This window comes from Brachybacterium sp., from assembly GCF_052095815.1.
Lineage (GTDB): Bacteria > Actinomycetota > Actinomycetes > Actinomycetales > Dermabacteraceae > Brachybacterium.
The window spans coordinates 1-11284 of record NZ_JBQDLF010000012.1 but is presented as its reverse complement, the minus strand read 5'-3'; the positions used below and the strand labels follow the sequence as shown (position 1 = coordinate 11284).

The window sequence follows — 11284 nt, the reverse complement described above, 5'->3', positions numbered from 1 at the left end:
GTCGGGCTGGCGGTGCTCGGGGTGGTGAGGGTCGGGGTCATCGTCGTACCTCCAGGGTCGTGCCGGCGATCAGGATCCCACCCGTGCGCTCCTCAGGCCGGGCGGGGCGCACCTGCCCACGCTCGGGGACGAAGGCAAGGCCGGGGTCGGGGGTGGTGGGGGCGTTCACGAAGGAGCGGAAGCGGGCGAGCTTGGCAGGGTCGGCGAGGGTCTCAGCCCACTCATCACGGTAGCCCTCGACGTGGCGTTCCATGGCCGCGTCCAGATCTGCGGCGAGCCCCAGGGAGTCGTCCATGATCACGGCGCGCAACCCGTCGATCCCGCCGTCGAGCGCTTCGAGCCAGGGGGCGGTGCGCTGGAGTTTGTCGGCGGTGCGGGCGTAGTACATGAAGTATCGGTCCAGGGTGCGGATCAGGGTGTCGTCGTCCAGGCCCTCGACCAGCAGCTGGGCGTGGCGCGGGGTGGCGCCGCCGTTCCCGCCCACGTACAGGTTCCAGCCCTGGGCGGTGGCGATGATGCCGGCGTCCTTGGCGCGGGCCTCGGCGCATTCGCGGGCGCAGCCGGAGACCCCGAGCTTGAACTTGTGTGGGGTGCGCAGCCCGCGATAGCGCAGCTCGAGCTGGATGGCCATGGAGGTGGAGTCCAGCACGCCATAGCGGCACCAGGTGGAGCCCACGCAGGATTTCACGGTGCGCAGCGACTTGCCGTAGGCGTGGCCGGATTCGAAGCCGGCCTCGGTCAGGCGCCGCCAGATCAGCGGCAGCTCCTCGAGGCGGGCGCCGAACATGTCCACCCGCTGGCCGCCGGTGATCTTGGTGTAGAGCCCGAAGTCGCGGGCCACCTCCCCCACCGTGATCAGGCCCTCAGGGGTGACCTCCCCGCCGGGCATGCGCGGGACCACGGAGTAGGTGCCGTCCTTCTGCATGTTGGCCATCACGTGGTCGTTGGTGTCCTGCAGGGTGGCGTTCTCGTTGTCCAGCACGTGCTCCCCGCCGAGCAGGGCGAGGATGCCGGCGAGCACGGGCTTGCAGGTGTCGCAGCCGCGACCGCGGCCGAACCGGGCGATGACTGCGCTGAAGGTGGTCAGACCCGAGACGTGCACGGCGTCGAACAGCTGGCGGCGGGAGAGGTCGAAGTGCTCGCACAGCCCGGCGGAGACGGCCCGGCCGAGCTTCGCGAGCTCGCTGCCGACGAGCGAGGTGACCATGACGGTGCAGGAGCCGCAGGTGGCGCCCGCCTTGGTGCAGGCGGTGACGGCCGCGGCGTCGGCGCAGCCCTGCTCGCGCACGGCGTGGCGGATGGCGCCGGCGCTCACCGAGGAGCAGGAGCAGACCACCGCCTCATCGGGCAGTTCGGCGGTCGGGGCGGCCGACGCCCCGGCGGGGAGCAGGTAGGCGGCGGGGTCCCCGCCGAGCGGCCCGCCGACCAGCGGGCGCAGGGAGCCGTAGGCGGAGGCGTCCCCCACCAGCATCCCGCCGAGCAGGGTCTTCGCATCGTCGGAGAGGACGAGCTTCTTGTGGACGCCGTTCACGGGGTCGGTGTAGACCACGTCCAGGGCGCCGGGGGTGGTGGCGAAGGCGTCGCCGAAGCTGGCGACGTCCACGCCGGAGAGCTTGAGCTTGGTGGAGAGGTCGTAGCCGGCGAACGTCGCCTGCCCGCCGAGGATCCGGTCGCTGACCACCTCGGCCATGGCGTATCCGGGGGCGACCAGGCCCACGCACTGCCCCTCGAAGGAGGCGACCTCGCCGATCGCGTGCACGGCCGGGTCGGAGGTCGCGCAGCTCTCGTCGATCCGCACCCCGCCGCGCTCGTCGCACGTCAGCCCCGCGGCGCGGGCGAGCTCGTCGCGGGGGCGGACACCGACGGTGAAGATCACGAGGTCCGCCGGGAGCTCGGAGCCGTCCGGGAGGAGGACGGCGCGGGCGCTGCCGTCGGCGTCCGGCAGCACGGCGTTGGAGCGGGCCTCAGTGCGCACGGTGATCCCGCGGGCCTCGATGAGGCGGCGCAGGGTGGCTCCGGCGGGCAGGTCGAGCTGGGCGGACATCAGCCGGTCGCCGGACTGCAGGACCGTCGCCTCGGCGCCCATGCCCTGCAGGGCGCCGGCCGCCTCGAGGCCCAGCAGCCCGCCGCCGACGACGATCCCGCGCACGGGCCGATCGCCCTGTTCGGCGTCGGACTGTGCGGCGCCGAGCTGGGCGGCGCGGGTGGTGACGTGCTCGCGCAGGGCCTCGACATCATCCAAGGTGCGGTAGACGAAGCAGCCGGGCAGCTCGGCGCCCTGGATCGGGGGCCTCGCCGCGTGGGAGCCGGTGGCGAGGACCAGGTGGTCGTAGGGGTGGACGGCGCCGGAGGCGGTGGTGACGGTGCGGTTCTCGCGGTCGATCGCCTGAACGGGGTCCCCCTCGTGGAGGGTGACGCGGGGATCCTCGAAGATCGTGTGCGCGAGGGTGAGCTCCTCGGGACTCTCCCCGTCGAAGAAGCGGGTCAGGCCCACCCGGTCGTAGGGGCGGCGGGCCTCGTCCCCGAGCACGGTCACGGTGATCCGCTCCTCGGCGCGGGTGACGAGCGAGTCGACCAGGCGGTGCGCCGCCATCCCGGCGCCGATCACGACGATGCGGGGGCTCATCGGGGCGCCCCCACCAGTTCGGGGGCCTCCGTGGGTCCGTCGGCCGGCGGGGCGGCCGGGGCGCCGGTGGGGTCGAGGGCAGGGGCGGGGGTGGCCTCCGCAGCGGTGCCGGTCGCGGTGGTGGGGGTACCGGCAGCAGCGGCGGGGTTCTTGCGGCGGTGGGCGTAGTAGAGCGGGAGGCCCACGAACACCAGGCCGCCGACGAGGTTGCCGATCACGGTGGGGATCTCGTTCCAGATCAGGTAGTCCATGATCGTGAACTCCGCGCCGAGCAGCAGGCCGGAGGGGAACAGGAACATGTTCACGATGGAGTGCTCGAAGCCCATGTAGAAGAACAGCATCACGGGCATCCACATGCAGGCGATCTTCCCCAGGAGGTTGTCGGTCATGAACGCGCCGACCACGCCGGTGGAGACCATCCAGTTGCACAGCACGGCGCGGATGAACAGGGTGAGCATTCCGGCGGCGCCGTGATCGGCGTAGCCGACGGTGCGGCCATGGCCGATCTCGGAGATCGCCAGGCCCACGGGGCTGGGCTCGGTGGAGAAGCCGTAGGTGAAGTAGATGGCCATCAGCACCGCGACCATGAACGCGCCGAGGAAGTTGCCCAGGAACACCAGGCCCCAGACGCGAAGCATCGAGCGCACCGTCACTCCGGGCTTCCGCGCGATCAGTGCGATCGGCATCAGTGTGAACACCCCGGTGAGCAGGTCGTAGCCCATCAGGTACAGCAGGATGAAGCCGACGGGGAACAGCAGCGCTCCCAGCAGCGGCTCCCCGGTCTGGGTGGAGACGGTGACGGCGAAGGCGGCGCCGAGGGTGAGGATCGCCCCGGCCATGAAAGCACGCAGCACCGTGACACCGGCGGAGTAGGTGACCTTCGAGGCGCCGGCGGCGGTGAGCCGGTCCACCAGATCGGTGGGCTGGACGTAGGACATGGCAGCTCCTGACACGAGGGAAGGATGGGCATGTCCCGTGCGCCTGCAGCGGGGTGCGGCCATCCTGGGCTCTTGTGGAGCTGAGGCGAAGGGCGAGAGGGCGCCGTGACCTTCTCGTGATGTGACGTCTCAGGGGCGGGCAGGGGTGTGCCGCCCCGCAATGCCGTCGGGAAGAGAAACGACGCCGAGGGCGTTGTCGCTGAAGGTGCTGCGCCGTCCGGCGCCGCCTGCCGACGAAAGGTGCCTGATGACTGTCCCGCTTTCCCTCCTCGACCTCGCCACCGTTGCCCGTGACCAGACCGTCGCGCAGGCGCTGGAGGGCACGGTCGCCCTGGCCCAGAAGGCGGAGGAGACCGGGTACGAGCGGGTCTGGTACGCCGAGCACCACAACATGGCCTCGATCGCGTCCTCCGCCACCGCGGTGCTGATCGCCCACGTCGCGGCGCACACCAAGACCATCCGGCTCGGAGCGGGCGGCATCATGCTGCCCAACCACGCCCCGCTGGTGATCGCCGAGCAGTTCGGCACCCTCGAGACCCTCCACCCGGGGCGGATCGAGCTGGGCCTGGGCCGGGCCCCGGGCACCGACCAGAACACCATGCGTGCACTGCGCCGCAGCGGCGCCACGGCCGACACCTTCCCCGAGGACGTCGTGGAGCTGCAGGCCTACCTCCGCGGCGAGTCCCGGATCCCGGGCGTGAATGCCTACCCGGGCAAGGGCACCGACGTCCCGCTGACCATCCTCGGCTCCTCCCTGTTCGGCGCGAGCCTGGCCGCCGCCCTCGGCCTGCCCTACGCCTTCGCTTCACACTTCTCCCCCGGCGCCCTGCACGAGGCGATCGCGCTGTATCGCCGCGACTTCCAGCCCTCCGAGCAGCTCGAGAAGCCCCACGTCTTCGCGGCCTACAACGTCATCGCTGCCGACGACCAGGCCGACGCCGAGCGCCAGCACCTCGAGATGATGCGCAGCCGGGTGGCGCTGATGGTGCGCCCGGGCACCGAGTACACCGACGAGCAGGCCGACGAGCTGCTCGCCTCGCCCCAGGCCCACCACCTGCACCAGATGGCGACCTACAGCGCCGTGGGCACCCCCGATGTGGTCAAGGAGAAGGTCACCGAGTTCGCCGAGCAGACCGGCGCCGACGAGCTGATCATCGCCCACCAGGGCCCGCGGGTGGAGCAGCGGCTGCGGTCCGTCGAGCTGCTCGCCGACGTGTACATGGGCTGAGGGTCGCGGACGAGCCTGGGCCGGGCTGAGCCGGGCTCCGGCTGACCTGGGCTGCGGCCGGGCCGGGCTCGGGTTGAGCCGGGGCTCACAGTCCGTGGACGGCTGGTCACAGAGCGGTCTCACCCCCGGGGCCGGGGTGCGTGGCTCCCGCGATTCCTTCTACGACGCCGGGCGACCATCCCGACGACCGCAGGAGCACGCACCCCATGACCTGGACCCCCACCGCTGACGACGACCGCCGCTTCCTCGCCCTCGCCATCGAGCAGGCCCGCAAGAGCTGGGACGAGGGCGGGGTGCCGATCGGCGCGGTGCTGGTCCACAACGGCGAGGTGCTCTCTGCGGGGCACAACCAGCGCGTGCAGAAGGACTCCGCGATCCTGCACGGCGAGACCGACGCGATCGAGAAGGCCGGGCGCCTGCGCGCGAGCATCTACCGCGAGTCCGTGCTCTACACGACCCTGTCGCCGTGCATCATGTGCACCGGCACCGCGCTGCTGTACGAGATCCCCCGGATCGTGGTGGGCGAGAACCGCACCTTCGAGATGGCGGAGTCGCTGCTGCGCGAGCGCGGCGTCACGGTGGACGTGCTCGATGATCCCGAGTGCATCGCCCTGATGGAGCGGATGATCGCCGAGCGTCCGGAGATCTGGAGCGAGGACATCGGCGTCGAGGCCGACGAGCTCGGCGCGCCCGCTGAGGCCCAGGGCCGGTGACCGCCGCCGATCTTTGCGAGGGCGCCGAACAGCCCGTCGACCCCGACTACCCGGTCACGCCGGTCCCCCGCTCCGCACGGCGCGGCGTGGTCTCCATCAGCGTGGTGCTCATCGGGTTCACCGTCTTCGCCCCCACCCTGATGGCGGGCGCGAGCATCGGGGTGGGCTTCCCCTTCTCCGAGTTCCTCGCCGTGCTGCTGGTGGGCTCCGCCGTGCTCGGCGCCTACGTCGCCGCGATCGGCTTCCTCGGCGCCCGAACGGGCCTGACCACCGTGGTGATGTCCCGATACACCTTCGGGACCGTCGGCTCGAAGGTGGTCTCCCTGCTGCTGGGCGGCACCCAGGTGGGCTGGTACGGCGTGGCCGTCGGCTCGATCGGCCAGATGACCGCGATCGCCTTCGGCTGGGAGAGCGCGTGGGCACCGGCGCTGGTGATGATCGCCGTCTCCGCGTTGATGATGCTCACCGCCCTGTACGGCTACGAGGGCATGTACTGGGTCTCCCTCATCTCCACCCCGCTGATCCTGATCCTCGCCTTCTGGATCACCGGCATGGCGCTGACCGAGGTGGGCGGGGTGCGGGGCCTGTTCGACATCGCCCCCACCACCACCATGACCTGGGCCGCCGCGGTCACCACCGTGGTGGGCACCTTCGCCTCCGCCGGCACCCAGGCCGCGAACTGGACCCGCTTCGCCCGGCGCGGCCGCGACGCCGTGATCGCCTGCGCGATGGGCTTCGTGATCGGCAACGGCCTGATGGTGTTCTTCGGTGCCGTCTCCGCGCTCGCCTTCGGCGAAGGAGACTTCACCACCCTGCTGCTGAGCATGGGCATGATCGGCTGGGGCCTGTTCTTCCTGTTCGGCAACCTGTGGAAGTCCAACGCCGACGCGGCCTACGCCTTCGGCGTCGCGGGCGCCGAGATCGCCAACTCCACCCGCAAGGGCCCCTTCATCATGGGCGGCGTCGCCATCGGCACCGTGCTGGCACTGGTGGGCGTCGAGGGGCACATCGTGGGCTACCTCAGCCTGCTGGGCGTGCTCATCCCGCCGCTCGGCGGAGTGCTGATCGGCGACTGGATCGCGCGCTGGCGCGGCGGGCAGCCGGCGCTGGAGACGCTGAGCGAGAAGGTCCGGTGGCAGGCACTGGTGCCGTACGTGCTCGGATGCCTGATCGCGTGGGTCTCGAACCAGTTCGGGATCGGGATCGCGCCGCTGAACGGGATCATGGTGGCGCTGGTGGCGGCCTGGGTGCTGGGGCGGCGCAGCGTCGGCGCCCGCTGAGCCCTGATCCGCCGACGTCGCAGGGCGCAGCGATGATCACAGCTCATTTCAGGATGCTGGCCCAGGACCTCTTCCACGGGGCGGTGTAGAAGGACGAGACCGGGTCGGGAGATCGCGGCTCGGCGTCGAGGGTGAGCTTGAGCAGCGTGTCCGAGACCGGCTCCATCTCGACCGGGACAAGATCGTCCTTCACGCTCGGCCCGTCCATGAACTCGGTGAGCATCGAGAGGACCCCGTCGAGCTCCTCCGCGTCCACGCGCACCACCCCGCAGGTGGTGTGCTCAGTGGCGGAGGTCAGCTCCGTGGCGAAGTACCACTCGCGGAAGGGCGGGTGGCCGACGCCGGGGCCGTGGGGGCTCCAGAGGAACGACTGGGCCTGGGCGACGTGTGCCTCGGGGAGGTCGACGACGTCCACCATCTCCTGAAGATCCTCGAAGCAGTCGAAGACCGAGGCATCCCCCTCGAACTCGGGAGTCTCGACGGACTGGAAGAATCGCAGCTCGTCGCGATGCTGCGTGATCTCCACCGGCGGCAACGAGAGGCCCTGCATCGCGTCGGTCGGGACCAGGCGCCCGTCTTCGAGGACGTATCGCACGTTCCCGTCGGCGTCGGGGACCGAGAGGATCTCCTCCATCTCCTCGATCAGGGTGTCCTCCACCCCGCGCCAGATCGCGGCCTGCCTGGAGCTATGTGCCGTGAGCACCGCCACCTCGGGCGCGAAACGGAAGTGGTTGGAGTTCAAGGTGGCATCGATCGGGTACGACCCGTGCACCGACGGGGGCCCGATGAGGGCGCCCGGCTCGGTGATCCGAGCGACCTCCTCGCGCACGTAGTTCTCGTCGTACAGGATCGGGGAGAGATCGTCCGGCACGTCGAACAGCTCGCCGATCGCCCGAGGCCGGGTGACGTTCACTCGGAGCGGGGACTCCAACGGGTCGGGTGCATCGACGACGCTTCCCGTCTCCCTGCCCCAGATCCCCGGGTCGATCGCCGAGAGCAGGTCCTCGATCGAGCTGCCACCGCCGAAGGAGGGGAGCTGTGGCATCAGGGAGCAGCCGGTGAGCAGCCCCAGACCCCCACCGAGCACTGCGCCGAGCAGAGGACGGCGTCCTAGCGTGTGATCCATGAAGCTTCCCCCGGTCGACATCGATGCCCTCAGCGTAACCGGGCGCACGGGCACGCTCCCGCTCCGTCTCCAGCCGGCCGGCTCGGCCCGCCCCCGGTCACCCTTCTGCGGGTATCACCCCTCCGGGAAAAACCTCTCGCGCAGCCGCTCGGACTGCACGGCGTTCCCGTTCCGCCGGTCGAGGGCCTCGGCGATCTCACGCGCGTCATCGCGCAGCCGCGGGCCGCGCTCGTCGGCCGGTGCGTGGTCCAGCAGGACGCGCGCCGCCCCGGCGGCGGTGTCGAGATGGTTCGGGTCCCCCGGGGCCGCGTCCGCGAGTGCGGCATCGAGCAGCCAGCCCAGCACCCCCGGGACCCGGGCTGCGACCTCGAGCAGGACCGATCCCGGCACGTCCCCGAACTCCTCGAGGTCTCGATCGACCTCCTCGAGCTGCGCGATGACCGCGGCGACGGCGTCGTCCGCGACCTCGCCCTCCTGCAGCGCCCCCCAGACGGTCCAGGCGAGCGCCGCCCGCTGCTGGGCCGGATCGTTCGACGCACGCAGCACTCCGGCCACGATCCCTGGCACGGCTGTGGCGTCCACGGGCGCGAGGATCCGCGCCAGATCGAGCAGCACGTCGAAGGGGTCCACGTCCCCCGCCTCGGCACCGAGCCGAGTGCGGACCTCCTCGAACAGCGCACCGATCTCAGCAGACTGCCCGAGGTGGACCGCCCGGGCGAGCTCCGCCACGGCGATCGGTGTGGTCGGCATTCCCGTCACGGCCCGCAGAGCGATCTCCGCGGTGACGATCTCCTCGATCCGGTCCAGCGGGATCGCGGGCAGATCCAGCGCGGTGAGGATCACCGGGAGGAAGAGCCCCGCGGCGGCCTTCTCGAGGGCCGGGTCGACGCCGTCCGGCGCGAGCGCCTGGGCGCTCTGCGCCCTCTCGTACCGCAGCACCAGCGCCACGTGGTCGCCGGCCTGATAGGCCTGGAAGGCGTGCATGAGGTGGGCGACGAACTCCGCCGCCGGCATCCTCAGCTCGCGGCTGCGGGCGATCGTGGCCGCGACGATCGCCTCGGCATCCTCCTCGGAACCGGCCTCCAGGACCGACCTCGCCTGTTCATGGAGCGCCATGTAGCGGTCCTTGAGCGAGAAGGGCACGGACTCGACCGTCACCGGCGAGGTGCGCCTCGAGATCCATCCGGCGCGCAGGATCCGTTCGGCCCGCGCCTCGGGGTCGGCGTCGGCTCCGTGCGTCACGGGTGCGGCGGGCGCCAGGCCCGCGAACCAGACGTCCTGCAGCTCCCGGGTGTGGACGTCGGTCCCTCCGCGGGCGTCGTGCGCCGCGGCGGCCTCCGTCGCCAGGGCGCGCAGCAGCTGCGCCTCCTCGCCCGTCGGGTCCTCGAGGGCACGGCTGCGGGCGAGGGCGGCCTGGAGCCGCCACTCGGTGAGGTCAAGGCTGCTGTTCTCGAGGCCGAAGTCGGCGGCGATGCGGGCGTCCTCCGGGCGGTGCTCCAGCACGAGCAGCAGATCCTGGATCTCCGCGGACCGGACGAGGCGGTCGATGCCGAACTGGGCGACCAGCTCATCCCCGATACGGGCGGCGACGTCCTTCTGCCCCGCGCGCGCGGACAGCGACCCCAGATCCGTCCGCAGCAGCACGAGCTGGGTGCTGTCGCGCCGGTCCATGTCGATCGGTCCGGGCGGGACGCCCATCGCCGTGAAGCGGCGGGCGAGCGTCGCCGCGGCGAGGGCCGGATCGAAGTGTTCGAGGAGCATGATCTCGCGGGTGACGGTGTTGGCGTCGAACGGGGGCCAGTCGGGGCTGCCGATGCCCTGCCACTGGTCCAGCAGAGCGAGCGCACGCTCCTGCTCACCGAACTCGACGGCGAGCGAGGCCCGCGCGAGCGTCACGTTCGCGAGGTCGTCGCCGTGCTTCACCGTCTGCTGCTCGACGAGGTCGACGACCCTCTCGAGCTGCGAGCGCGCGAGGGACGGATCCTTCGCCACCGTGACGACCAGGTTCGCGACAGAGCCGAGGAAACCGCGCCGGTTCTCGGGGTTGATGTGGTCGCCGTAGCGGCCGACGATCTGCATGAGCCGCACGTACGCGTCCAGAGCCGCCGCCGGCATGCCGCCCGTGCTGTAGATCGCGTACTGGCCGAAGCGTGCGCTCGCTGCGAGGTGGGGCACGCCCTCCGCCTCGCAGTCCGCGATCTGCTCCTCCCAGGCGCGGATCGTGTCCAGGTCATCGGGCATGTCCCAGATCTCGCTGCTGCGGTCGACGAGCGCCCGCACGCGCTGCGCCTGCTCGCCGGTGAGATCGGCGACCTCGTCATACCGGATCATCGTCATCCCCTGCCCTCGGTGGTGCGGTCCTCGGTGGTGCGGTTCTCGGTGCGTGCTGCCGCCAGCAGCAGGCTCTGGAGCGCCCCGGCCAGGCTTGCCTGCTCCTCGGCGCGCAGCCGGATGCCGGCCTGCAGCAGGCTCAGCAGATGCAGGGCACGGATCGCCTCGGCCCGGGTGGCCGGGGCGAGCCCGCCGCCGAGGGCGCGCACCGCCTCGGCGCGGAGGTTCAGCACGAGGGTCGGTCGGGGATCCGCGGGGCCGACGGGATCGACGGGCGTCGCGCCGCCGAGCAGGTCGGCCCACGGGTCGTCCTCGACCTCCTCGAACACGAAGCCCGCAGCGCGGCCCGGGACATGGAGCACGAGCTGGCTCACCGGGCGGAAGGCCCGCACCTCGGCCGTCGCTCCGAACTGGTCGAGCACGGCACGCGCCGCATCGCCGATCTGCCCGGCGAGGTCCGCGTCCTCCCCGAGCGGGGCCGGGAGATCCTCCAGCAGTCGTGCCAGCTCGAACTCGCGCGCGGTGAGGCGGGTCTGCGCCCTGTCGTACGCCCGCAGCATGGCGGCGCCGTGGGTGTAGGTGCCGTTGACGAGCAGCCCGCCCTGCGCCTGCACCAGCGGCGCGTAGGTGGTGAACTCCCGCTCGTCCGTGGTGAAGGTGATCCGCGCCGGCATCTCCACGAGCCGCATCGCGCCGGCGCTGGTCTCCCAGGTGAAGTGACGGGCCACGAACTCCAGCATCTCCGCATGCGCGACGGCCAGGGCGAGCAGGCTCTGCCCGTGCACGGCGACGAACCGCGAGAAGACGACGGGATCCCCGGCGGCGAGCCGTTCGATGCCCGCGTGGATCTGACGGCCGATCTCCTCACGGGCCGTGGCGAGGGCACCGGAGTCGTGCAGCGACTCGCGCGAGGCCGTGAGGCCCAGCGAGCCCGCCTCGACGGCGACCCGTGCGAAGGTGACCCACTCGGGCACCAGCTGGGTGTTATCGGCTCTTCGCGGTTCGTGGTGAATGACCCTGCTGTGGCGGGTATTCACGCTAC

Annotated in this window: 8 protein-coding genes; 3 read left to right on the top strand and 5 right to left on the bottom strand. The window is 71.5% G+C overall.

Annotated elements, in window-relative coordinates; all coding sequences use genetic code 11:
• Positions 1 to 37 precede the first annotated feature (37 nt).
• Positions 38 to 2626, bottom strand: coding sequence for a nitrite reductase large subunit NirB (nirB, locus tag ACTH43_RS07030; protein ID WP_441444211.1), 2589 nt, complete (start codon positions 2624 to 2626; stop codon positions 38 to 40).
• On the bottom strand, positions 2623 to 3564 hold the full coding sequence (locus tag ACTH43_RS07025) for a formate/nitrite transporter family protein (protein ID WP_441444210.1): 942 nt from the start codon (positions 3562 to 3564) through the stop codon (positions 2623 to 2625). The genes nirB and ACTH43_RS07025 overlap by 4 nt, the downstream gene beginning before the upstream one ends.
• A gap of 247 nt (positions 3565 to 3811) precedes the next feature.
• Between ACTH43_RS07025 and ACTH43_RS07020 the strand changes: the two genes are divergently transcribed.
• From ACTH43_RS07020 to codB, 3 genes are all read left to right on the top strand, one after another.
• The gene (locus tag ACTH43_RS07020; RefSeq protein ID WP_345076028.1) at positions 3812 to 4792 is read left to right on the top strand and encodes an LLM class flavin-dependent oxidoreductase; all 981 of its coding nucleotides are present in this window, start codon (positions 3812 to 3814) and stop codon (positions 4790 to 4792) included.
• Positions 4793 to 4998: 206 nt separating this feature from the next.
• A complete protein-coding gene (locus ACTH43_RS07015) occupies positions 4999 to 5505 on the top strand; it encodes a nucleoside deaminase (protein WP_345076027.1) in 507 nt (168 codons plus the stop codon).
• Positions 5502 to 6785 (top strand): cytosine permease, encoded by a 1284-nt coding sequence (gene codB, locus ACTH43_RS07010; protein ID WP_441444209.1) that lies wholly within the window; start codon positions 5502 to 5504, stop codon positions 6783 to 6785. The genes ACTH43_RS07015 and codB overlap by 4 nt, the downstream gene beginning before the upstream one ends.
• Before the next feature lie 43 nt (positions 6786 to 6828).
• Here the strand turns inward: codB and ACTH43_RS07005 are convergent, their stop codons facing one another.
• The 3 genes from ACTH43_RS07005 to ACTH43_RS06995 form a co-directional block, all read right to left on the bottom strand.
• A complete protein-coding gene (locus tag ACTH43_RS07005) occupies positions 6829 to 7911 on the bottom strand; it encodes a hypothetical protein (protein WP_441444208.1) in 1083 nt (360 codons plus the stop codon).
• A gap of 114 nt (positions 7912 to 8025) precedes the next feature.
• A complete protein-coding gene (locus ACTH43_RS07000; protein WP_441444207.1) occupies positions 8026 to 10248 on the bottom strand; it encodes a hypothetical protein in 2223 nt (740 codons plus the stop codon).
• The coding region (locus ACTH43_RS06995) for a hypothetical protein (RefSeq protein ID WP_441444206.1) at positions 10245 to 11284 on the bottom strand (1040 nt) is incomplete at its 5' end. The genes ACTH43_RS07000 and ACTH43_RS06995, both read right to left, overlap by 4 nt.

Coding starts and splice junctions, on each gene's coding strand:
- nirB (WP_441444211.1), bottom strand. CDS start 2,626: ATGAGCCCCCGCATCGTCGTGATCGGCGCCGGGATGGCGGCGCACCGC.
- ACTH43_RS07025 (WP_441444210.1), bottom strand. CDS start 3,564: ATGTCCTACGTCCAGCCCACCGATCTGGTGGACCGGCTCACCGCCGCC.
- ACTH43_RS07020 (WP_345076028.1), top strand. CDS start 3,812: ATGACTGTCCCGCTTTCCCTCCTCGACCTCGCCACCGTTGCCCGTGAC.
- ACTH43_RS07015 (WP_345076027.1), top strand. CDS start 4,999: ATGACCTGGACCCCCACCGCTGACGACGACCGCCGCTTCCTCGCCCTC.
- ACTH43_RS07005 (WP_441444208.1), bottom strand. CDS start 7,911: ATGGATCACACGCTAGGACGCCGTCCTCTGCTCGGCGCAGTGCTCGGT.
- ACTH43_RS07000 (WP_441444207.1), bottom strand. CDS start 10,248: ATGACGATGATCCGGTATGACGAGGTCGCCGATCTCACCGGCGAGCAG.